This window comes from Brevundimonas sp. EYE_349 (genome assembly GCF_023147505.1).
In the GTDB taxonomy this organism is placed as follows: Bacteria; Pseudomonadota; Alphaproteobacteria; order Caulobacterales; family Caulobacteraceae; genus Brevundimonas.
Window position 1 is genome coordinate 319159 of sequence record NZ_JAHXPB010000003.1, and the last position, 20404, is coordinate 339562.

The following is a 20404-nucleotide window of genomic DNA, read 5'->3' on the forward strand; positions in this document are numbered from 1 at the left end:
GATGTCGTCCATTCACCCTGAGAACGGCTCTCGCCTTAAGCCCTGCTGTTGACAGTTGGTTGCGTGGCCGCCATGTCGCAGGCCTCCCGCTCACAGTTTGACGCTCGTTCCCCGCCCAATGACCTACATCGTCACCGACGCCTGCGTGAAATGTAAGTTCATGGACTGCGTCGAGGTGTGTCCGGTGGACTGCTTCTACGAGGGCGAGAACTTCCTGGTCATCGCGCCGGACGAATGCATCGACTGCGGCGTGTGCGAGCCGGAATGCCCCGTCGACGCCATCGTGCCCGACACCGAGGACGAGCCGGACGGCAAGTGGCTGCAGGTCAACGCCGAATACGCCAAGGTCTGGCCCAACATCACCGTCAAGGGCACGCCCCCCGCCGACCGCGAACAGTACGAGCGCGAGACCGGCAAGTACGAGAAATACTTCAGCCCCAAACCGGGCAAGGGGTCCTGACGCCAAGGCTCGGGCCCGGGCCAGCCTTGCGGCAGATCCGCGTCCGCCTTGTGGACGTTTTGAAATTCCGCAGATTTGTGATAGGTTCTGTTTCATTGGATCGGGCGGTCCGCGAAAACTTCGCGCCGCCCGTGTTTGCGACAGAATCCCGCCCACAGACGGGATCGGCCAGAGGTTTGGTGATCCGTTTCCGCATTTGACGCCCTACATCATCCCCTCCGACGGAGCGATCCGGCGGGTGAGATTCTGTTTGCGTTTCCTGCGCCTTCGCGTCGCCCGGCCCTGACCGGGAAAGGACGAATATGACGAGCAAGACTGGTCTGGAGTTCAAGGTTGGCGACGCGGTCGTCTATCCCGCGCACGGCGTCGGCAAGGTCGCCGCGATCGAGACGCAGGAAGTCGCCGGCATGTCGCTGGAAGTCTATGTCGTGACCTTCGACCACGAGAAGATGACCCTGCGCGTCCCGACCAAGAAGGCCGTGACGGCGGGTCTGCGCTCGCTGGCCGCCGACGACGTCGTGACCAAGGCCCTGACCACCCTGAAGGGCCGGGCGCGCATCAAGCGCACCATGTGGTCGCGTCGCGCCCAGGAATACGAAGCCAAGATCAACTCGGGCGACCTGATCTCCATCGCCGAAGTGGTCCGCGACCTGCACCGCGCCGACACCCAGCCGGAACAGTCCTATTCGGAGCGCCAGCTCTATGAATCGGCTCTGGACCGCATGGCCCGCGAAGTCGCAGCCGCCAACAAGATCGACAAGGACGCCGCCGTCGAACTGCTGGCCAAGTCGCTCAGCGCCAAGAAGCCGGTCCCAACCGCCGAAGCCGCCTAGGCTTCACGGTCGAACAAACGAAAAGGCCCCGGAGCGATCCGGGGCCTTTTTGTTTCAGCCTCGCCTATTTCCGGACCCGTCATCCTGGCCCTTGACGCCGGATTTCCGGCGCGGACGAAATCGAGGCTTACAGCAGACATCTGAATCTACGGATCCTCGCCACAAAGGGCGAGGATGACAAAATTTGAGCGTCACCCCCGCCTTCAGAAATATTCCGCGTTCGCCGGGCACTGGGCGGCTAGACGGCGCGCGGTGATGCTGGCGGGGATGTAGGGGGTGCCGCGCACCAGCTGAGCGCCGCCGCGGAAGCTGAAGCTGGTGTCGGTGTAGGTTCCGTTCAGGCGCACGGCGATGCGCCGGCCCTTGCGATCCTGACACGTGCCCTCGAACCGGGCGTTTCCGCCCCCGACCACGCGCGTCGGATAGGTGCAGCGCCATTTGTTGGTCGAAAGACCGCCGAAGAAGCGGTTGATCTCGCTGGGGCGCACGCACTTCTGCTCGGTGTCGCGCTGACCTACCGCGCTGGTGGTGTATTCCCAATAGCCCGGCAGGACCTCGCTCTGGGCCGCCGTCTGGGCGGGTGCGATGGCGGGGGCGGCCAGCATGACGCCGCCGACCATCACCGGGGCCAGAACGGCGAGCGCCCTCTTGGGCAGGCGGTCGATCAGCGACGGACGGGACATGGCGGCCTTCTGTTCAGGGGAGATGTTCATGATATGGGGCATAAAGGTCAGGATTTGAACGAGGCCTGAACGGCCCCGTTCCCGGACGGACGAAGGATCGACCGTTCCCGTCCAGACTCGACTTGACGCCGAACCGCCTCTTCCCTTATACGGCCCCCTCTCGCGCGGGCTGGTTCCCGCGCGCAACTGTTTCATGCGTCTGCTCCCAGCGTTTTTGGGGCGAACGCCGCACCTTAAGGATCTGACGATGTCGCGTCGTTGCGAACTCACCGGTATCGGCCCCATGGTCGGCCACAACGTGAGCCACTCGAACATCAAGACCAAGCGCCGCTTCCTGCCGTCGCTGAAGACGGTCAAGGTCACGTCGGACTCGCTGGGCCAGACCTTCAGCCTGCGTATCTCGAACGCCGCCCTGCGCACCCTGGACTACAAGGGCGGCCTGGACGCCTTCATCGTCAAGGCCCGCGACGAGCAGCTGTCGATCGCCGCCCAGCGCATCAAGCGTCAGGTTCGCGCCAAGCTGGCCGAACAAGCCGCCGCCTAAGTCCGGCGACGTCATAAAGTTCTGGAAGAGGCCGGCGGAGACGCCGGCCTTTTTCTTTGCGCGTCGGACCTGCCGCGCTAAGCCTTTCCCGCCGCTGGAAGGGAAAGTCCGATGCGCATCAAGACCCTGCTCGCCGCCGTCAGCCTGACGGCCCTAGCCGCCTGCGCCACCGCGCCGCAGCCGACCGCCCCCCCGCCACGCGAATCGACCGCCTTCACCCTGGCCACGGACCAACCGCGCACAGCCGAACAGATGGCCATGCAGTTCGACAAGGCCGATCTGACGATCAAGGTCATACCCGCCGACAAGGCCATCGACGCCGTCGCCGTTCTGGACTTCACCGCGACCGCGCCGCTGGAGCGGCTGGTGGTCGAGTTGGATACGCTGCTGACCCTATCCTCGGTGCAGGTGGACGGGGTGGAGATTCCCGCCGACCGCTGGTCCAACCCGGAAGGACGGCTGACGGTCGCCTTGCCCCGCCCGCTGGCGGCAGGACAGAAGACGGCTCTGCGGATCGCCTACGCCGGCCAGCCGCGCGTCGCGCCACGCGCGCCTTGGGACGGCGGTTTCGTCTGGTCCACCGCCCCGACCGGCGAACCCTGGATCGCCACGGCCGTCCAGGGCGAGGGCTGCGACATCTTCTGGCCCTGCATCGACAGTCCGCACGGCGAGCCGGGGCGGGTCGACCTGCATATCACCGTGCCGTCCGACCTGTCGGCGCCGTCCAACGGCCGGTTCCTGGGCAAGGTCGATCACGGCGACGGCTGGACCACCTGGAACTGGTCGGCCAAATCGCCCAACACCTACGCCATCGCCCTGAACGTCGGCCCCTATGAGGCGGTGACGAGCGACTATCGCAGCCGGTTCGGCAACATCATCCCGATGGCCTACTGGCATCTGAAGTCGGATGCGCCGGAACAGGTCCAGGCCCTGTTCGCCCAGTTCCCGCAGATGCTCGACTTCTTCGAGGCGACGGTCGGCCCCTATCCCTTCGGCGACGAGAAGATGGGGGTGGTCGAGACGCCGCACCTGGGCATGGAGCATCAGACCATCAACGCCTATGGCAATGGCTACAAGATCGACGGCCGGGGCTACGACTGGCTGTTGCAGCACGAGTTCGCCCACGAATGGTTCGGCAATCAGCTGACCAATCAGAACGCCGACGACATGTGGCTGCACGAAGGTTTGGGCAGCTACATGCAGCCGCTCTACGCCCGCTGGCTGCTGGGCGACCGCTACATGCAGCGCGAACTGGCCAATCAGCGCGAGGGGCTGATCAACAAATATCCGGTCGTCTCGGGCGCGCCCAAGACCGAGGATGAGGTTTACAAGGGCGATGTCGGGCCGGGCAACGACATCTATTCCAAGGGTTCGCTGATCAGCCATTCGCTGCGGATGCTGATCGGCGACGCGGCCTTCCACGAGGCGATCACGCGACTGGTCTATGGGCGGCCCGATCCCCAGCCCGGCAATTTCGCGCCGCTCTATCGTTCGACCGGCGACTTCCTGGAGATCGTCAATGCGGTGACGGGCCAGGACTATGGCTGGTTCTTCCGGGGCTACCTCTACAACGCCGCCCTGCCGGTGCTGAAGCAGACGCGCGAAGGCGGGCTGTTGCGGCTGGAGTGGACGACGGGCGACGGCGGGGTCTTCCCCATGCCGGTCGAGGTGGAGATCGACGGCGGGGTCCAGGTGGTGGCGATGACGGGCGGCCGGGGCGAGATCGCTGTCGCGCCCGGCGCCCATATCCTGATCGACCCGCAAAACAAGGTGCTGCGCCAGATGGACGTGATCGACGACCTGCAGGCCTATAAGGCCACGCAGAAGGCGAAGGCGGAGGCCAAATAGCCGACTTTCAGGCCGCCGCCACCGTCACCGACTGACGCACCATCTGGCACCGCTCCTGGGTGGTCAGGAAGGCGATGTCGGCGGCGTCACGACCGCAGGCGATCCGCACCAGCCCCTCGACCGGGGCCAGGCCCGTGGCGTCGACCAGCCACCAGCCATTGTCCAGCCAGACCTCGAAGATGGCGTGGAAGTCGGGCGGGGTCAGCTGGTGGGCGAAGGCGCTGACGGCGCGCGCCGGAATGCCGGAGGCGCGGCACAGGGTCATGCCCAGATGGGTGAAGTCGCGGCACACCCCGGCCCGGTCGATGAAGGTGCGAGCCGCCGTCGTCTCCGTATCCGACACGCCATGCTCGTAATCGACGTGTTCGGAAATCCAGTTCAGGATCGCCAGAACCCGCGCCCCGCCGGCGGTCTCGCCGAATTCGCGCGCCACGAAGCGGCCGAACTGGTCCGACGAACAGTAGCGGCTGGGCTGGAGATAGGGCAGCACCTCGGCCGGCAGCTCGCCCCAGTCGTGCTGCGACACCTCCGGCGGCAGGCCCTTCAGCACGCCATTGTCCACCAGGGCCTCATAGACCAGGGTCACCTCGCCCGAGACGTGACAGCGCAGGGTGCGGGCGCCGAAATCGACGTCCTGATCCTCGTGAAAATCGACCGGGGGGTCGAAGGTCAGGCTTTCCTCCAGAATGTCCTGACCGGGCCAGTGCGCGACCTGGATCTTGTAGATGGCGTCCGTCGGCGGATCAAAACGATAGACGAGTTCGGCGCGCACGCGCAGTTTCATGGGGCGACCGATCCAGGCGAAAAAAGCGAGAGAGGCTGCTGAACGTCAGGCGACCTGAGCCGTTCCGTGCAACGCCCAGCCTTGTAACGCGCCTCTCGCCGGGAGGAAATCGACAAGCCAACACAATATGTTAATCTGATCCCATGAGTGCTTCCCCCATCCTTCTCGCCCTACGGGAAGCCACAGCCGCCGCACACGAGACGCTCGAGACCGAAGCCCGGATCGAGGCGCGTCTTGCCAATCCGGCAACCCGGCCGGCCACCGTGGCGGCCTTCTACCGCTTTCACGCCGGTCTCGAGCCGGTCAGCCATGCCCTGACGGCCCGGCTCAACACCGAAATCGGCGGCGGGTTCGAGCCGCGCTCGCGCGCGGGCGGCATCGCTCAAGACCTGGCGAGCTTGGGTGTCGCGCCGCCCGCCGCGGCCAGCGTCGACGGACCGGCGTCTCCCGGCGAGGCCCTGGGCTGGGTCTATGTGGCCGAGGGCTCGATGTTGGGCGGCCGGATCATCCGCAAACGGCTGACCGCCGAGGGACGCGGGCTGGAGGGCCTGAACTTCCTCGATCCCTATGGCGAGGAGACCGGCGCCCGCTGGCGCGCCTTCATGGCCCTGCTGGATCAGGCCTGCGCCGCCGGGCGCGCGGATGTCGATCAGATCGTCAAGGGCGGCGTGGACGGCTTCGCCTTCGCGCGCCGCGTGCTTCAGCCCCGTACGCAGGAGGTCGCCGCTTGACCGAGACCGTCGATCAGGTCGGGCCCGATCTGACCCAGTGCGACCGCGAACCGATTCACATTCCCGGATCGATCCAGCCGCACGGCTTCATGCTGGTGCTGGACCTGCAGTCGTTGGCGATCCGCCAGGGTGCGGGGATGATCGAAGACCTGACGGGACGCAGCGTCTGGATCGACCGCTCGGTCGGCGAGGTCTTGGGCGATGTCGCGGATCGCCGCATCCGTTCGATGGCGAGCCTGCAGGAGACCGGCTTCGCCTGCCGCTGGCGGGCGACCAACCGGCTGGAATACGACGTCATCGTCCGTATGGCCCCGTCCGCCTCGTCGGGCCTGCCCAGCAATCTGATGATCATCGAGGTCGAGCAAAGCTCGCAGCAGGCGCGACTGGGCGTCGACCTAGTGGCCAGCCTGGACGCCGCCGGCGCCGCGCTTGAGCGGGCGCCCACGGTTCAGGGCTTGTGCGAACGGGCCGCCGAGGCCTTCCGCCGCCTGACCGGCTTCGACCGGGTGATGATCTATCGCTTCCAGGACGACGATGCCGGCGAGGTGGTGGCCGAGGCGCGCGCAGAGGGAACCGGGTCCTTCCTGAACCACCACTTCCCCGCCACCGACATTCCGCGCCAGGCCCGCGCGCTTTATCTGCGCAATCCGGTGCGGGTCATCCCCGACAGCCGTTACACGCCCCATCCCCTGCGGCCGATCACGCCCGGCGAGACGCCATTGGACATGAGCGACAGCGGTCTGCGCTCGGTGTCGCCGATCCATCTTCAGTATCTGAAGAACATGGACGTGCGGGCATCGGCCTCGGTGTCCATCATCATCGACGACGCCCTGTGGGGTCTGGTCGCCTGCCACAGCGCCTCGCCCAAACTATTGCCGTTCGAACTGCGGGTCGGCTGCACCACCCTGGCTCGCAATCTGGCGCGGCAGCTGAAGGCCAAGAGCGACGCTGAACTCTATCGCGACCGAACGCGGCTGCGCCGACTGGAAGATCATCTTGTAGCGCGCCTTTCGACGGACAAGACGCTGATCGACGCCCTGGACGAGCACGCCGAGCCGCTGATGCAGCTGACCGGCGCGGACGGGCTGGCCATCGTCGCCGACGGCGACATTCGGATGTTCGGCCATACGCCCCCGCCCGAGGGTGTCCGGGTCATCGCCGACTGGGTCGCCGGACGGCCGGGCCTGCGGCCGGTATCCTCGCACGCTCTTTCCACCGCTCTGCCCGAGGCCGAGGCCTGGACCACGCACGGCAGCGGGCTGCTGGCCGTCAACCTGCCCCTCGAACATCCGATGTCGGTCCTTTGGTTTCGCGCCGAGGTGCGTGAGCGCGTCCGCTGGGCCGGCAATCCCGCCACGGCCGAGAAGACGGGACCCAACGCCGTACTGACCCCGCGCGCCTCGTTCGAGAGCTGGTCGGAAGAGGTCGCGGGCCGTGCGCGTCGCTGGGGTCCGGCCGCGATCGAATCCGTCGCCCGTCTACGCGACGCCCTGGCCGACTTCGCCGCCATCGACCAGTTGCGCCGCCTGAATCGCTCACTACAAACCAGCCTGTCCGAGCGTGATCTGCGGCTGGAGCAGCAGCAGTATCTGATCCGCGAAGTGAATCATCGTGTTCAGAACAGCCTGACCCTGGTGTCCAGCTTTCTGGGCTTGCAGGCGCGCGAACAGACGGATTGGGCGGCCGTCGCCGCCCTGAACGAGGCGAGGCGACGTGTCCGGGCCGTCTCCGCCGTGCACAGCCAGCTGTATCGCGGCGACGCATCGACCACAGTCGATATGGCGCGCTACATCGATAGTCTGGTCGAGGATCTGGCCTCCAGCATGGGGCCGGACTGGGCGGCCGCCACCGAGACCGATCTGGCGCCCGTCAACATCGACGCCGGGCGGGCGGTGACCATCGGCCTGATCCTGACCGAACTGATCATCAACGCCCAGAAATACGCCTACAAGGGCAAGCCCGGCCCCTTGCGCATCGTCTTCGAGGAAGACGGGGCCATGTTCCGCCTGAGGGTCGAGGACGAGGGCGAAGGCGGGTATCTTGCGGGCAAGGGTTTCGGCTCCATGATGATCCAGAGTCTGGTCGGGCAGTTGGAGGGCGAGATCGACTATCGCGACCGCGATCCGGGCCTGACCGTCACGTTGAAGGCGCGGATCGACCCTCTGGTCTGAAGCCTCGTCTGGACGCGGAGGCTGTGGCGTCCGGTCGCACGGGGGCGTAAGAGCCGGCCATGTCCGCCCTCGCACAGCGCCCCTCCCCGCGCGCCTTCGCCCTGATCGTGCTGCTGATCGCCGCCTGCGTGTTGGGCCTGGCGCCGATCCTGGTGCGGTTGACCGAGACGGGACCGGCGGCGGCGGGGTTCTGGCGCTTCCTGCTGGCCCTGCCTCTGCTGACCCTGCTGGCGGCGCGGGAAAAGGGCGGCGTCGGGACGCCGTCGAAATGGGCGCTGCTGGCCGGCCTGTTCTTCGCGCTGGACCTCAGCTTCTGGCACTACGGCATCGTCATGACCTCGGTCGCCAATGCGACGGTGCTGTGCAACCTGACGCCGGTCGTCGTGACCCTGTTCGGCTGGTTCGTCCTTAAGGAAAGGCCGCATCGGCTGTTTCTGATCGCCCTGGCCCTGGCCATGGGCGGCGCCTTTGCGATGGCGGCGGGCGCGGATGGCGGACAGGGGACCAATCCGCCGCTGGGCGACGTCTTCTCCCTATCGGTTGCGATCTGGTATTCTGGATATTTCCTGGCGGTGAAGGCGGCGCGGGCGACGGCTGGGGCCATGCGCGTGACCTTCTGGGCCACCCTGCTGGGCGCGCCCCTGCTGCTGATCGTGGCCCTGGCGCTGGGCGAGGACATCATGCCCGCCAGCGCGGCCGGCTGGGGCGCCTGCATCGCCATGGGGATCATGCATGTCTTTGGTCAGGGCGGGGTGGCCTGGGCGCTGGGCCGCCTGCCGGCCTCGGTCACGGCCGTCACCATTCTGGTCCAGCCGGTGGTCGCGGGCCTGTTAGGCTGGTGGGTGTTTGGCGAGACCCTGACGCCGATCCAGGCCCTGGGCGGCGCCCTGGTGCTGGGCGCGGTCGTCCTGGCCCAGCGCTCGCAACGCGCCAAGCCGACCTCCGCCGAAGCCCAAACGGGCTGAAACCACCATCTCAAGAAAAAACAGGCGCGGAAGCCGAAGCCGCCGCGCCTGTTCTCCAATCTCGAAGTCTGTCCGACCTAGAGGATCTTGAGGTCGATCGCCGACGTCTTGCCGCGCTGGTTTTCCAGCTCGTATTCGACCTTGGCGTTTTCATCGAGGCCCTGAAGGCCAGCCTTCTGAACGGCGGTGACGTGAACGAACACGTCCGAGCCGCCGCTGTCGGGCTGGATAAAGCCGTAGCCCTTGGTGGGGTTGAACCACTTGACCGTGCCGGTCGCCATGTCTGCGTCTCCGTAAACGCGCTTTTCCAGGCGGATCCCTTCCTCGGTGATCCGACAATCCATCTGGACAGCTCGTTCAGGCGAAGGAGCGAAACGCAGGTGTGGACCCCACGCGAAATCCGGACTGTGCCGATGTTGTCACCCGGCTTTTCCGGACGGTCAACAGCGAAAGCGACTCGCAATCGCCGCATTCAACCTTAACGGCAGATGCCTCTTGCGGCCCCGTCGATGTGCAGATGGTTGGCGTGGGCGGCGTTGTAGTCGGGCGACAGGACGGTCGAGAACAGGCGGCAGGCCCCGTCGCGCACCCGGTGCAGAAAGCGCGAGCCGGGCTGGCCGGCCGGACCGGAACCGCCCCAGTCGTCCAGGACGCTGACGGTGCGGCCGTCCTTCAGGGTGACGGCGGCGACGTCCAGGGCGTTGGCGCGGGCGTGTTCGCTGGGGCGCTCGCCCTCGTCCTGTGAGCCGTAGATGCGGCGGCAGGAATAGGTCCCGTAGTTCTCCACCCGCGCAGGCTCCGACCCCAGTTCTTCGCGCGCGACCGGGCGCAGGACCTGCCGGTCCCAGATGACGTAGCGGACGGCCAGCGGGCATTGCATCACCACATTGGCCGGCGCCAGCGGCGTCACCGCCCCGCCCGCGATCCTGACGGCGCCGCGCACCACGCAGAAGCCGCCGTCGTCGCGGTCGGCCGCACGCTCCACCTGGACGCCGGCGTCGCGCAGGGCCTTCATGCAGGCGTCGGTCGCCTGCTCCAGCGCCTGGGCAGGCGCGGCGGCGTCCACCTCGAAGGCGGCGACCTTGGCCGCCGTCGCGCCTCCCACCGGCCGGTCCAGATCAAGCGGCTTCCACGGCAGATCCTGAGGCGGGGCGAACAGGTTCAGCAGGGCGAAACCGGCGCAGATCAGCAGGCCGATCTCCCAGACCAGGTTCCACATCTCCGCCAGATCGCGCTTCATCGGTCCCCCGCCCCGGCCCCCTATTCCATGCCAGGCCCCCGCCCCTAACGCCGTTGGCCCCGCTCGGCTCCGCTCCATGCGACACGACGGCTTTCGCTTGCCGCCCGGCCGAACCTGGCCCACTCTTTGGCATGGGAAAGAAATCCGACGCCTATGAAACCGAGTTGGAGCAGATCCAACTGGCCATCGTTCAGGCCCAGGCCTGGAGCATCGAACACGGCTCGCGCGTGGTCATCGTGCTGGAGGGACGCGACACCGCCGGCAAGGACGGCGCCATCAAGCGGCTGACCGAATATATGTCGCCGCGCCAGACCCGCGTCGTCGCCCTGCCCAAGCCCAGCGACCGGGAAACCAGCCAATGGTATTTCCAGCGCTATGTGCCGCATCTGCCCGCGGCGGGCGAGACGGTCATCTTCAACCGGTCCTGGTACAATCGCGCCGGGGTGGAGCCGGTGATGGGCTACTGCACGCCCGAACAGTATGCCCAATTCATGACCGACGCGCCGCGATTCGAGCGGATGCTGACCGACGACGGCATCATCCTGATCAAGATCTGGCTGGACATCTCGCGCAAGGAACAGGCGGCGCGGCTGAAGGCGCGGCGCACCGATCCGCTGAAGAAGTTCAAGCTGTCGTCGCTGGACGCCGAGGCCGAGGCGCGGTTCGACGCCTATTCCGACGCGCGCGACCGGATGCTGGACGAGACCGACCGCGACTATGCGCCTTGGACCGTTGTGGCCACCGACGACAAGAAGACGGCGCGGCTGAACATAGGGCGCTTCATCCTGTCGGTGCTGAAACACACCGACCTGCCGGTCAACAAGCCGGACCCCGACGTGGTGTTCGGCGCACATAAGGCCAAGGATCGGCTGGCGCGCTGAACCAACGCCCGGTCAGGCGGTGCGGACGACCCCGCCCGACGCCGCCACCGGCCAGGGCGTCAGCCGCCCGCCCGCGCACGGGCCGCCCTTGCATTCGCCGGTCAGCGGCTCGAACACCGCGCCGTGCCAGCCGCACAGGATCAGCGAACCGTCCGGGGTCAGATAGCGGTCGATCTCCACGGCGATGGGGAAGCCCGCGTGCGGGCATCGATCGACCCAGCCGGCCACCTGCCCATCCTTCCTGACCACGAAGCCGTGGAAGAAGGCGTCGCCGATCTGCAGCACGAAGCCGCGCGAGCCGGGGTCGGCGATGTCATTCTCTGGGCACAGGGCAACGCCCGCCGGAGTCTTCCAGACCCGTTTTCGCTCGGTCGCGGCCGCCTCAGACACGCTCGGCCTTGAGCGGGCGCGACAGCAGGCCGTCGATCAGCCCATCCACGTCGATCTCGCCCGCCAATAGCGCGGCGACGCCTTCGGAAATCGGGATTTCCACGCCCAGGCGCGCCGCCAGTTCGCGCACGGCCGGCGCGCTCTCATAGCCTTCGGCCACCGACCGTTTGCCGGCCAGGGCCTGCTCGACCGTCTGCCCCTGCCCCAGGGCCAGACCCAGGCTCATGTTGCGCGACTGTGGGCTGGAGCAGGTCAGGACCAGGTCGCCCAGGCCGCAAAGCCCCGCCACCGTCTCGGCCTGCCCGCCCATGGCGACGGCGAGACGGGTCATTTCCGCAAAGCCGCGCGTGATCAGGGCGGCGTGGGCGCTGCGGCCCAACTGACGCCCCTCGGAAATGCCGCAGGCGATGGCCAGGACGTTCTTCAGCGCCCCGCCCGCCTCTGCGCCCACCAGATCGGTCGCCAGATAGGGTCGGAAGCCCGGCGCCGACAGGGTGTTCAGCAGCGCCTGACCCAGCGCCGCATTGGCGCAGGCCAGGGTGACGGCGGTCGGCAAGCCGCGCGCCACCTCGCCGGCGAAACTGGGCCCGGACAGGACGGCGGCTGGGGCGCCCGGCAAGGTCTCGGCCAGCACCTCGGTCATCAGCTTCATCGTGCCGCGCTCGACCCCCTTGGAGCACAGCACCACCGGCACGCCCGCCCGGTGGCAAGGCGCGAAGGCCGTCAGGGTCGCCCGCATATGCTGGGCCGGCGGCACCGCCAGGATCAGGTCGCACCCGCCCAGGTCCGCCAGGTCGGACGTGAAGCTCAACGCGTCCGCCAGCGGCACGCCCGGCAGATAGAGGTCGTTGGCCCGCGTCGCCCGCATCGTCTCGACCAGTTGCTGCTCGCGCGCCTGCAAGATCGTGTTCAAACCTGCCCGGACGCAGACCTGGGCCAGGGCCGTGCCCCACGCGCCCGCGCCGATGACCCCTGCCGTGCGGAATTCCATACGCCCTCCCGAGGCGGTTTCGTTCGTCATGCTTTCGCGCCCTTGCGGCCCGGCCTGTGCGAAGGATCGGACAGGGCGCGCGCTTCGTCCAGCGGCCATCGCGGCCGGGCGACCACGTCGATGTCGCTGGTCAGGCCCAGCGCCAGTCGTTCGGCCCCCGCCAAGGCGATCATCGCCGCATTGTCTGTGCAAAAGGCCATGGGCGGCGCCAGGAAGTCGAAACCGTGTTTGGCCGCCGTCGCCTGCAGGGTGGCGCGGATCATCTTGTTGGCCGCCACGCCGCCCGCCACGACGAACAGCTTGTGATCATGCGTCTCCGCATAGGCCGCCAGCGCGCGCTCCGACCGATCCGACAACTGGCGCGCGATGGCGCTTTGAACCGCGTCGGCCAAATCGGCCTTGTCCTGTTCGGTCTCGCACGTCTGGGCGATACGGAAGGCGGCAGTCTTCAAACCCGAGAAGGAAAAGTCGCAATCCTTGCGGCCCAGCAGGGCGCGCGGCAGATCGATCCTGGACCCATCGCCCTGCATCGCCAGCCGCTCCAGCGCCGGCCCGCCCGGATAACCCAGGCCCAGAGCCTTGGCGATCTTGTCGAAGGCCTCGCCCGCCGCATCGTCGATGGTGGCGCCGATCCGACTCATGTCGCCGACGCCGCGCACCTCAAGAAGCTGGCAATGACCACCCGAGACCAGCAGCAGCAGGAACGGATAGGCGACCTCCGCCCCCAGGCGCGCCGAGAGCGCGTGCCCCTCAAGATGGTTCACCGCCACCAGCGGCAGCCCGCGCGCCAGGGCCGCCGCCTTGCCGAAGCTGAGGCCGACCATGACCCCGCCGACCAGGCCCGGCCCAGCCGTCGCCGCGATCCCGTCCAACCCGTCATAACCCATGCCCGCCTCGACCATCGCGCGGCGCGTGACCTCGGCGATCATCTCGACATGGCTGCGCGCCGCGATTTCGGGCACCACCCCGCCATAGGCTGCGTGGTCGTCGATCTGGCTGTGGACGACCGAGGACAGCACCTCCGCCCGACCACCGGTCAGGCGCACCACCGAGGCGGCGGTCTCGTCGCAGCTGGTCTCCAGGCCCAGCACCGTCAGGGCATGACCGGGACGAGGGGGGACATCCCGTCCAGTTGCCGCATCGGCGCCGCTGCTATAGTCGGCGGACATCTCCATCGGGTCGAGGTAGCGACCCGGCGACCGGTGCGCAACGCTCATGACCTTTCCTCTCCGCATCGGCACCCGGCGCTCCAAGCTGGCGCTCGCCCAATCCGGCATGATGCAGCGCGCCATCGGCCGCGCCCTGGGCGTAGCCGAGGCCGATATCGAGACCGCCGTGCCCCTGGTCGAGATCGTCACCACCGGCGACCGGGTTCAGGACCGCCGCCTGCTGGAGATCGGCGGCAAGGCCCTGTTCACCAAGGAGATCGAGGAGGCCCTGCTGGCCGGTCGGATCGACGTCGCCATCCATTCGATGAAGGACGTGCCCGCCGAACAGCCCAAGGGCCTGTGCATCGCCGCCATCCCCGAGCGCGAAGACGCCCGCGACGCCTTCGTCAGCCGCGACTTCGACAACTTCGACGCCCTGCCCTTCGGCGCGCGCCTGGGCACCGCCAGCCTGCGTCGCCAGGCCCAGGCCCAGGCCCTGCGCCCCGACCTGAAGGTCGAGATGCTGCGCGGCAATATCGACACCCGCCTGCGTCGCGCCGCCGATGGAGAGTTCGACGCCATCCTGCTGGCGGTTTCGGGCATGACGCGGCTGGGCGTCACCGACCATATTCGCGAGAAGCTGTCGCTGGACGCTTTTCTTCCCGCGCCGGGCCAGGGGGCGCTGGCGCTCCAGACCCGCGCCGCCGACATTGACGCCCAGCGGAACGCGCCGTGGGTCGCAGCCCTGAACCACGCCGAGACCGCCCTGTGCGTCGCCGCCGAGCGCGGGGCCATGACGGCGCTTGAAGGATCCTGCCGCACCGCCGTCGGCGCCTATGCCCGTATCGACAACGACATCCTGCATCTGACCACGGAAATGCTCAGCCCCGACGGCTCGGCCCGATGGCGGCGCGTCGGCGAGCTGCCTCAGCCCGAAACTGCCGCCGCCCGCGCCCTGGGCCAGCGGCTGGGGGCCGAGGTCAAGAACTTCGCCGGCGATCAGGAAGTCGACCCCGCGACGCTGGACGGATGACCGGCGCGGCCCCGCTCCGCGTCTGGATCACCCGCGCCGAACCCGGCGCGTCGCGCACCGCCGCGCGCCTGCGCGACATGGGGTTGGAGCCGATCATCGCCTCCCTTCTTGCCGTCGAGCCGCTGACGCCGGTTCTGCCCGATCTGGCAACGTTCAACGCCCTGGCCTTCACCAGTCCCAACGGCGTCGCCGCCTTCGCCGCCCTGACGCCCCGCCGCGACCACCCCGTCTTCGCTGTCGGCGACGCCACCGCCCAGGCGGCGTCAGCCGTAGGCTTTCCCGACGTTCGCTCCGCCCAGGGCGACCTGGCCGCCCTGGCCCGGTTGATCGCAGAAAGCCTGTCCGAGGCCGCCATCCTGATCCCCCAGGCCGAAACCCCGGCCGGCGACATGACCGCGGCCCTGACGCGGGCCGGCGCCCGCGGCGTCACAGCCCACCTCCTGTCGACCTACCGCACAAATCCCACAACTCAGCCCGCCCCGCCCGCCTTCGACGCCGTTTTGATCCACTCCCCCCGAGCCGCAAAACTGCTGGGCGACCGTCACGCCGGCCGCCTGAACGACGTAGAAGTCGCCTGCATCTCGCCCGCCGCCGCCGCGCCCCTCGCCGCCCTCGGACTACATCCGCTCATCGCCACGGATCCAAACGAAGCCGCCCTGCTCGCGATCTTGAATCCGACGCTTGGCAAGCGCGGTCGAGCCGTATAAAGACCCCCTCTCGCGCAGGGCCTCCGACCCTTCGCAGCCGGAGCCGCTTTAGCTCAGCCGGTAGAGCACATCATTCGTAATGATGGGGTCAGGTGTTCGAGTCACCTAAGCGGCACCACTTCCTTTATTTGAGGGTCGAACGCCGCCCTGGCGGCCGTGGGCGATGCGCCATATATCCTTGCGGTTGAATTGCCGATCACCGGCGCAAGTAACACCCCTTAGGTTGCGAGCTTTGGCTTGACGCGGAGGGCGTTTTGGGGCCTTGGCACCGCATCAGATCTGACCGTAGGCCGAAATGAACGACGCAGTTGATCCCGTAGACATCGCAATTGGCGGACGCATCCGCGCGCGTCGCGAGGAACTTCGCATCACACAGGCCCAGCTGGCCGCGGGCGCGGGGGTCACCTTCCAACAGATTCAGAAGTACGAGCGGGGCGTCAACCGCGTATCCGCCGCGCGTCTGCTGCAGATCGCCTCGGTCCTGAAATCGACCGGTGCCGCCCTGCTGGGCGAGCTGGAGACGGCCGAGGGCGACGAGCTTGCGCTGGCCGCCCCGGGCGTCGCCGAACTGCTGGCGGCCTTCCGCGGCATTCAGGACCCCGCCCAGCGCGACGCCCTGCTGACCGTCGCCAAGGGGCTGCGCGGCTGATCAGCCGTCGCCCCCTGACGCCTTCAAATCAGACCTGGGCCTGACGCAGAAGACGTTCGACAGGGTGGCCGTCGGCCTCGTCGGCCGAATGATCAGCCAGCCAGCGCTGAACAGCCGACAGGGCGCGCAGGTCAAGGCCGTCCGAGCGACCCGCGTCGACCATGTTCTGACGCACCACTTCCAGCATGAAGGCCGCCTCGGCGGCGCTGGCGGGCGTGTGGTTCAGCAGCCGGGACTCGGCCTCGACCATGGGCCCCAAATCCAGTTCGGCCAGCAGGTTTTCGGGGCTGCCCGACACGCCGACCTTTTCTGCCATGGCGGCTGTGTCGAACCAGGAGCGGAAGAGGGGCAGGAAGCCGTTGATGGGTTCGGTGATCATGGTTCAAGTCCTTAGGGAATGTACGCCGCCAGGCTTGGCCTGCAGCTTTGATTGAGAGCGGGCGTAGGGCGCGTTACGCGCTTCCCACACGCCGAAAGATGACAGCAGCAGCAGCTCGAACCAGATCACCATCCGGGTCGAGACGATCGACCATAGAAGGGCGCCCGATCCCGCCACGGCGGCGAAGTGGGTGGAGAGGGCGATGAGTTGCGCCCCTGCCGCCAGCAGCAGCCACCAGCGATCGTAGCGAAGCGACAGCGTCACCAGCAGGCAGAACATGCCGAACGACAGGCTCGCCACCGCCCACCGGAACTGACCGATGAAGAGGTGGTCGATCAGGGGACTGCCCCACTGAAGCGCGATCAAGGCCATGGCCACGATCCGCTCCGGCGTGCGCCCCTTCCACAGCAGCAGGGCCAGGACCAGATAGGTCAGGCCCTCCACGAAGAATATGATCGGCGACCACATGGCGACGGGAGCTGTCAGGCGGCGACCGCGAAGGGTGCGACGGCGGTCGGGCGCATCTTGTCTTCGCGCGTCCCGTCCAAACGCCAGCCGATGCGATGATCATCGGCGATCTGGGCCAAGCCGTCATGGCTGGCGATGACAGCGGCCCGGACTTCGGCCAGACGGTTGAGTCCCTGGACCATCTGGGTCAGCGCCTCATGCCCGACCTCGGCGGCCAGGCGCGCCTCGACACGTCCCTCCAGCGCCGTCTGGACCAGACGGCAGACCTCGATCATGGCCTGATCGACAGCGTGTTCCGCCGTCTGAACCTGGCGCGCCACCCGCACGCCGACTTGCATTCTGTTCATGGTGAACCTTGAGCTCCCAACCCGACAATTTGGTCAGCGCGCTTCCACGGGGGCGATCTGGTCGAACAGGGTTGGCACCACCATTCCAGCCGTCACGATCCCGATGGCGAACAGCAGGGCGAGCGCAGAGCCGGCGATGACGAGCCCCAGTCGAACCAGAACGCCGCGAGGCGGCGCAGGCAGCAACCATGAGGACGAACCGTCCGTTTCTGCGTCGCCCGGCAGCCCGGCCGACACGGGTTGATCTGAGGGATGCAACGGGGCGTTGGGAATGAGTACCGACGCCTCTGAGTAGGCGATACTCAGTCGGCGCGCGGCCAGTTTGCGGTCGGACACGCCCAGTTTGGCGTAGGCGCGATGCAGGTGGTTGCCGACCGTGCGGGGGGATATGCCCAGGCGTGCGGCGATCTCCTTGTCCTCCAGGCCCTGGCCGGCAAGGTGCACGCACTCGCTTTCTCTTGTCGTCAGGCTGTCAGGCATCTGATCCCCCGCGTGGTGTTTACCGTATTTATCGCGGGTGTCAGCCGCATACGCTTAGGATGCGAACGATATCCGTCAATCCCGGGACGGTCAGATCACTTGAACATATAAGCATATCTTTATATGTCTGTCCGCTAGACACAGACAGGAGCCACCCTTGGCCGCTCGTTCCTCATTCCTCTTCACCTCGGAAAGCGTTTCCGAGGGCCACCCTGACAAGGTTGCGGACCGCATCTCCGACACGGTCGTGGACGCCTTCCTGGCCAAGGATCCCGAGGCGCGTGTGGCGTGCGAGACGCTGGTCACCACCCAGCGCATCGTGCTGGCCGGCGAAGTCCGCGCCACCCAGCCGGGCGCCACCAAGGAACAGAACGAAGCCTTCACCCAGAGCATCATCGACAGCCTGGAGCCGCTGGTCCGCGCGGCGGTCAAGGACATCGGCTACGAGCAGGACGGCTTCCACTGGGAAACGGCTGAATACGCCTGCTACCTGCATGCTCAGTCGGCCGACATCGCCGTCGGCGTCGATTCCACCAACGAGAAGGACGAGGGCGCGGGCGATCAGGGGATCATGTTCGGTTATGCATCCAACGAGACGCCGGAACTGATGCCGGCGACCCTGCAATACAGCCACAACATCCTGAAGCGGCTCGCCGAAGTGCGTCACGCCGGCGGTTCGCAGTTGGAACCTGACGCCAAGAGCCAGGTGACGATCGAATATGAGGACGGCAAGCCGGTCCGTGCGACGTCCATCGTCCTGTCCACCCAGCACGCCAAGGGCCTGAGCTCGGAACAGGTCGCCGAGATCGTCAAACCCTATATCCTCGAAGTGCTGCCGGAAGGCTTCACCGACGAGAACACTGTCTGGCACATCAACCCGACCGGGATCTTCGAGATCGGCGGACCTGACGGCGACGCCGGCCTGACCGGGCGCAAGATCATCGTGGACACCTACGGCGGCGCGGCGCCCCACGGCGGCGGGGCCTTCTCGGGCAAGGACCCGACCAAGGTGGACCGTTCGGCGGCCTACGCCTGCCGCTACCTGGCCAAGAACGTGGTCGCCGCCGGTCTGGCCGACCGCTGCACCATCCAGATATCCTACGCCATCGGCGTGGCCAAGCCCCAGTCGATCCACGTCGATCTGCACGGCACCGGCAAGATTTCCGAAGCAGTGCTGGAAGACAGGATTCTGGACCTGATCGGCGGCGCGACGCCGCGCGCCATCCGCCAGCACCTGGGCCTGAACAAACCCATCTACGCCCGCACCACCGCCTATGGCCACTTTGGCCGCGAGCCGGACGCGGACGGCGGTTTCAGCTGGGAAAAGACCGATCTGGTCGATCAGCTCAAGGCGCTGGTCTAGCCTGAGGTCAGGCGGCCTGATCGTCGACGATCAGGCCGCGCACGCCTGTCAGATTGGCGTCGGTGAGGTCGATCTGGCGCGTCTGGGCGCCGTGCAGGATCGCCCGCGCCAGATCGGCATTGGCCAGCACGGCGCGTCTCAGATCGGCGCCGGACAGGTCGGCCCCGCGCAGAACGGCCCCTGTGAGATCGGCCGGCATCAACCGATCCGCCGCGATCAGAAGCGGCCCAAGCTGCGCCTCGCGCAGGTCCGCACCATTCAGACGCGCGCCCTTCAGACGCGCCCCGCGCAGATCGGCGCTACGCAGCCTGACGGACCGCAGGTCCGCGTTTTCGAGCTGGGCGCCCTGCAACTGCACCCCCTCCATGTCCAAGCCATAGAAGACTGCGCCCTTGGCCGACAGGGCCGTCAGGTTCAGTCCGGTGATCGATTTCAGCGGACGCAGATCGACGCCGTCGAAGACCGAAGGCTGACCCTCCGCTCCGCCCGTCTCGCACCAGCGGGCGTGTTCACGCAGCATTTCGGCCGCCGGCATCCGGTCCACGGACTCGCAGCCCGACCGCTTGTCCGTCAGCGCGCCCTGCATGTCCGCCCCGTCGGCGCGCCACAGGGTCGTCTTGCAGCCGACCAGAATGGCGTCGCGCAAGTCCGCGCCCGACAGGTCGGCGCCTGACAGATCAGCCCCTGCCAGGTCGGCGCCCCGGAAATCGGCCTGTTTCAGATTGGCCCGAACCAGTTTGCAGTCCTTCATAACCGCGCCGGAGAAATCGGCCCGCATGGCGATGACGCCCGACATCTTGGATCGCTGAAGATTGGCGCCGGCCAGACAGGCGCCATTGGCCTCGGTCTCGTCGCGATGACGCGGCTCGATGACCTTGAAACCCAACTTGGCGTCGGCGGCGGCGATCGTGCCTTCGCGCAGGTCCGCCTCGAACATGTCGGCGCCGGACAGGTCCGCGCCGCGCAAGCAGGCGCCCCGCAGGTCGGCGCGTCGCAGACTCGCCTCGGCCAGGATCGCGTCCTGCATGTCCGCGCCGAAGAAGTTGGCGTTGTCCAGCTTGGCGCCCGTCAGGTCGCAGCCTTCCAGACAGGCGGCGGCGAAATCGGCGTCCGCCAGATTGCGGCCCTTCAGGCTGAGGCCCGAAAGATCCATCCAGGCGAAGACCGCGCGGGCGCCGCCCGGGCGCGCCTGAAAAAGCCGGTCGTGCCGGGCGCAAACCACGTCCAGTTCCGCCTGCGTCAGGCGCCGTCTCACCAAGGGTTCCGCAGCCTGAGCCATAGGATCACCCTATCGGTCGTCGCTTAAGAA

General features: G+C 67.4%; 24 protein-coding genes and 1 tRNA gene. 13 read left to right on the forward strand and 12 right to left on the reverse strand.

Annotated features, from left to right (window positions below; genetic code table 11):
- Nucleotides 1–118 precede the first annotated feature (118 nt).
- Complete coding sequence (fdxA, locus tag KZX42_RS07775; RefSeq protein ID WP_017505910.1) at nt 119–460, forward strand: ferredoxin FdxA; 342 nt, start codon at nt 119–121, stop codon at nt 458–460.
- Nucleotides 461–762: 302 nt separating this feature from the next.
- Complete coding sequence (locus tag KZX42_RS07780; RefSeq protein ID WP_017505911.1) at nt 763–1293, forward strand: CarD family transcriptional regulator; 531 nt, start codon at nt 763–765, stop codon at nt 1291–1293.
- 203 nt (nt 1294–1496) lie between these two features.
- Here KZX42_RS07780 and KZX42_RS07785 read toward each other — a convergent pair whose 3' ends face one another.
- Nucleotides 1497–2006 (reverse strand): DUF3617 family protein, encoded by a 510-nt coding sequence (locus KZX42_RS07785; RefSeq protein WP_248118631.1) that lies wholly within the window; start codon nt 2004–2006, stop codon nt 1497–1499.
- Between the two features lie 217 nt (nt 2007–2223).
- Between KZX42_RS07785 and rpmB the strand changes: the two genes are divergently transcribed.
- Nucleotides 2224–2520, forward strand: coding sequence for a 50S ribosomal protein L28 (gene rpmB, locus KZX42_RS07790; RefSeq protein WP_248118632.1), 297 nt, complete (start codon nt 2224–2226; stop codon nt 2518–2520).
- A 111-nt stretch (nt 2521–2631) separates the two neighbouring features.
- The gene (locus KZX42_RS07795; protein ID WP_248118633.1) at nt 2632–4368 is read left to right on the forward strand and encodes a M1 family metallopeptidase; all 1737 of its coding nucleotides are present in this window, start codon (nt 2632–2634) and stop codon (nt 4366–4368) included.
- A gap of 7 nt (nt 4369–4375) precedes the next feature.
- On the opposite strand, the gene KZX42_RS07800 is transcribed toward KZX42_RS07795, so the two are convergent.
- Nucleotides 4376–5152 (reverse strand): transglutaminase family protein, encoded by a 777-nt coding sequence (locus KZX42_RS07800; RefSeq protein ID WP_248118634.1) that lies wholly within the window; start codon nt 5150–5152, stop codon nt 4376–4378.
- A gap of 143 nt (nt 5153–5295) precedes the next feature.
- On the opposite strand from KZX42_RS07800, the gene KZX42_RS07805 reads away from it, so the two are divergent.
- The 3 genes from KZX42_RS07805 to KZX42_RS07815 are packed head-to-tail and all read left to right on the forward strand — an operon-like array spanning nt 5296 to nt 9019.
- Nucleotides 5296–5883: a biliverdin-producing heme oxygenase gene (locus tag KZX42_RS07805; protein ID WP_248118635.1), complete on the forward strand. Its 588-nt coding sequence runs from the start codon at nt 5296–5298 to the stop codon at nt 5881–5883.
- On the forward strand, nt 5880–8054 hold the full coding sequence (locus KZX42_RS07810; protein WP_248118636.1) for a histidine kinase dimerization/phosphoacceptor domain -containing protein: 2175 nt from the start codon (nt 5880–5882) through the stop codon (nt 8052–8054). The genes KZX42_RS07805 and KZX42_RS07810 overlap by 4 nt, the downstream gene beginning before the upstream one ends.
- 59 nt (nt 8055–8113) lie before the next feature.
- Entirely contained in the window at nt 8114–9019 is a 906-nt protein-coding gene (locus KZX42_RS07815) for a DMT family transporter (protein WP_248118637.1), read from the forward strand.
- A 77-nt stretch (nt 9020–9096) separates the two neighbouring features.
- Here the strand turns inward: KZX42_RS07815 and KZX42_RS07820 are convergent, their stop codons facing one another.
- On the reverse strand, nt 9097–9300 hold the full coding sequence (locus KZX42_RS07820) for a cold-shock protein (RefSeq protein ID WP_248118638.1): 204 nt from the start codon (nt 9298–9300) through the stop codon (nt 9097–9099).
- Nucleotides 9301–9497: 197 nt separating this feature from the next.
- Nucleotides 9498–10259, reverse strand: a complete 762-nt coding sequence (locus tag KZX42_RS07825) for an extensin family protein (protein WP_248118639.1) — start codon at nt 10257–10259, stop codon at nt 9498–9500.
- A gap of 131 nt (nt 10260–10390) precedes the next feature.
- Here KZX42_RS07825 and ppk2 point away from each other — a divergent pair, with 131 nt between their 5' ends.
- Nucleotides 10391–11140 (forward strand): polyphosphate kinase 2, encoded by a 750-nt coding sequence (ppk2, locus tag KZX42_RS07830; RefSeq protein WP_248118640.1) that lies wholly within the window; start codon nt 10391–10393, stop codon nt 11138–11140.
- Between the two features lie 12 nt (nt 11141–11152).
- Here the strand turns inward: ppk2 and KZX42_RS07835 are convergent, their stop codons facing one another.
- The 3 genes from KZX42_RS07835 to tsaD are packed head-to-tail and all read right to left on the reverse strand — an operon-like array spanning nt 11153 to nt 13738.
- Complete coding sequence (locus KZX42_RS07835; RefSeq protein ID WP_248118641.1) at nt 11153–11530, reverse strand: Rieske (2Fe-2S) protein; 378 nt, start codon at nt 11528–11530, stop codon at nt 11153–11155.
- Nucleotides 11523–12521, reverse strand: a complete 999-nt coding sequence (locus KZX42_RS07840; protein WP_248118724.1) for an NAD(P)H-dependent glycerol-3-phosphate dehydrogenase — start codon at nt 12519–12521, stop codon at nt 11523–11525. Before KZX42_RS07840 ends, KZX42_RS07835 begins: the two co-directional genes overlap by 8 nt.
- A gap of 26 nt (nt 12522–12547) precedes the next feature.
- Nucleotides 12548–13738 carry a tRNA (adenosine(37)-N6)-threonylcarbamoyltransferase complex transferase subunit TsaD gene (tsaD, locus tag KZX42_RS07845; RefSeq protein WP_248118642.1) on the reverse strand — a complete coding sequence of 397 codons (1191 nt, stop codon included), beginning with the start codon at nt 13736–13738 and terminating at the stop codon, nt 12548–12550.
- Here tsaD and hemC point away from each other — a divergent pair.
- From hemC to KZX42_RS07865, 4 genes are all read left to right on the forward strand, one after another.
- Nucleotides 13737–14702 carry a hydroxymethylbilane synthase gene (hemC, locus tag KZX42_RS07850; protein ID WP_248118643.1) on the forward strand — a complete coding sequence of 322 codons (966 nt, stop codon included), beginning with the start codon at nt 13737–13739 and terminating at the stop codon, nt 14700–14702. The two genes, tsaD and hemC, sit on opposite strands and share 2 nt — an antisense overlap.
- Entirely contained in the window at nt 14699–15409 is a 711-nt protein-coding gene (locus KZX42_RS07855; RefSeq protein WP_248118644.1) for a uroporphyrinogen-III synthase, read from the forward strand. Before hemC ends, KZX42_RS07855 begins: the two co-directional genes overlap by 4 nt.
- Before the next feature lie 42 nt (nt 15410–15451).
- Nucleotides 15452–15527: transfer RNA gene (locus KZX42_RS07860), tRNA-Thr, on the forward strand.
- 177 nt (nt 15528–15704) lie between these two features.
- Nucleotides 15705–16058 (forward strand): helix-turn-helix domain-containing protein, encoded by a 354-nt coding sequence (locus tag KZX42_RS07865; RefSeq protein WP_248118646.1) that lies wholly within the window; start codon nt 15705–15707, stop codon nt 16056–16058.
- A gap of 28 nt (nt 16059–16086) precedes the next feature.
- Here KZX42_RS07865 and KZX42_RS07870 read toward each other — a convergent pair whose 3' ends face one another.
- Genes KZX42_RS07870 through KZX42_RS07885 form a run of 4 tightly spaced genes read right to left on the reverse strand, consistent with a single transcriptional unit; the run spans nt 16087 to nt 17732 of the window.
- Nucleotides 16087–16437, reverse strand: a complete 351-nt coding sequence (locus KZX42_RS07870) for a hypothetical protein (RefSeq protein ID WP_248118648.1) — start codon at nt 16435–16437, stop codon at nt 16087–16089.
- 3 nt (nt 16438–16440) lie between these two features.
- Entirely contained in the window at nt 16441–16905 is a 465-nt protein-coding gene (locus KZX42_RS07875; RefSeq protein ID WP_248118649.1) for a hypothetical protein, read from the reverse strand.
- 14 nt (nt 16906–16919) lie between these two features.
- A complete protein-coding gene (locus tag KZX42_RS07880; RefSeq protein WP_248118651.1) occupies nt 16920–17252 on the reverse strand; it encodes a hypothetical protein in 333 nt (110 codons plus the stop codon).
- Between the two features lie 33 nt (nt 17253–17285).
- The gene (locus KZX42_RS07885; RefSeq protein ID WP_248118653.1) at nt 17286–17732 is read right to left on the reverse strand and encodes a helix-turn-helix transcriptional regulator; all 447 of its coding nucleotides are present in this window, start codon (nt 17730–17732) and stop codon (nt 17286–17288) included.
- 157 nt (nt 17733–17889) lie between these two features.
- Between KZX42_RS07885 and metK the strand changes: the two genes are divergently transcribed.
- The gene (metK, locus tag KZX42_RS07890) at nt 17890–19095 is read left to right on the forward strand and encodes a methionine adenosyltransferase (RefSeq protein WP_248118654.1); all 1206 of its coding nucleotides are present in this window, start codon (nt 17890–17892) and stop codon (nt 19093–19095) included.
- A 7-nt stretch (nt 19096–19102) separates the two neighbouring features.
- Here the strand turns inward: metK and KZX42_RS07895 are convergent, their stop codons facing one another.
- Nucleotides 19103–20374 carry a pentapeptide repeat-containing protein gene (locus KZX42_RS07895; RefSeq protein WP_248118655.1) on the reverse strand — a complete coding sequence of 424 codons (1272 nt, stop codon included), beginning with the start codon at nt 20372–20374 and terminating at the stop codon, nt 19103–19105.
- Between the last annotated feature and the right edge of the window lie 30 nt (nt 20375–20404).

Coding starts and splice junctions, on each gene's coding strand:
- fdxA (WP_017505910.1), top strand. CDS start 119: ATGACCTACATCGTCACCGACGCCTGCGTGAAATGTAAGTTCATGGAC.
- KZX42_RS07780 (WP_017505911.1), top strand. CDS start 763: ATGACGAGCAAGACTGGTCTGGAGTTCAAGGTTGGCGACGCGGTCGTC.
- KZX42_RS07785 (WP_248118631.1), bottom strand. CDS start 2,006: ATGAACATCTCCCCTGAACAGAAGGCCGCCATGTCCCGTCCGTCGCTG.
- rpmB (WP_248118632.1), top strand. CDS start 2,224: ATGTCGCGTCGTTGCGAACTCACCGGTATCGGCCCCATGGTCGGCCAC.
- KZX42_RS07795 (WP_248118633.1), top strand. CDS start 2,632: ATGCGCATCAAGACCCTGCTCGCCGCCGTCAGCCTGACGGCCCTAGCC.
- KZX42_RS07800 (WP_248118634.1), bottom strand. CDS start 5,152: ATGAAACTGCGCGTGCGCGCCGAACTCGTCTATCGTTTTGATCCGCCG.
- KZX42_RS07805 (WP_248118635.1), top strand. CDS start 5,296: ATGAGTGCTTCCCCCATCCTTCTCGCCCTACGGGAAGCCACAGCCGCC.
- KZX42_RS07815 (WP_248118637.1), top strand. CDS start 8,114: ATGTCCGCCCTCGCACAGCGCCCCTCCCCGCGCGCCTTCGCCCTGATC.
- KZX42_RS07820 (WP_248118638.1), bottom strand. CDS start 9,300: ATGGCGACCGGCACGGTCAAGTGGTTCAACCCCACCAAGGGCTACGGC.
- KZX42_RS07825 (WP_248118639.1), bottom strand. CDS start 10,259: ATGAAGCGCGATCTGGCGGAGATGTGGAACCTGGTCTGGGAGATCGGC.
- ppk2 (WP_248118640.1), top strand. CDS start 10,391: ATGGGAAAGAAATCCGACGCCTATGAAACCGAGTTGGAGCAGATCCAA.
- KZX42_RS07840 (WP_248118724.1), bottom strand. CDS start 12,521: ATGGAATTCCGCACGGCAGGGGTCATCGGCGCGGGCGCGTGGGGCACG.
- hemC (WP_248118643.1), top strand. CDS start 13,737: ATGACCTTTCCTCTCCGCATCGGCACCCGGCGCTCCAAGCTGGCGCTC.
- tsaD (WP_248118642.1), bottom strand. CDS start 13,738: ATGAGCGTTGCGCACCGGTCGCCGGGTCGCTACCTCGACCCGATGGAG.
- KZX42_RS07855 (WP_248118644.1), top strand. CDS start 14,699: ATGACCGGCGCGGCCCCGCTCCGCGTCTGGATCACCCGCGCCGAACCC.
- KZX42_RS07865 (WP_248118646.1), top strand. CDS start 15,705: ATGAACGACGCAGTTGATCCCGTAGACATCGCAATTGGCGGACGCATC.
- KZX42_RS07870 (WP_248118648.1), bottom strand. CDS start 16,437: ATGATCACCGAACCCATCAACGGCTTCCTGCCCCTCTTCCGCTCCTGG.
- KZX42_RS07875 (WP_248118649.1), bottom strand. CDS start 16,905: ATGTGGTCGCCGATCATATTCTTCGTGGAGGGCCTGACCTATCTGGTC.
- KZX42_RS07880 (WP_248118651.1), bottom strand. CDS start 17,252: ATGAACAGAATGCAAGTCGGCGTGCGGGTGGCGCGCCAGGTTCAGACG.
- KZX42_RS07885 (WP_248118653.1), bottom strand. CDS start 17,732: ATGCCTGACAGCCTGACGACAAGAGAAAGCGAGTGCGTGCACCTTGCC.
- KZX42_RS07895 (WP_248118655.1), bottom strand. CDS start 20,374: ATGGCTCAGGCTGCGGAACCCTTGGTGAGACGGCGCCTGACGCAGGCG.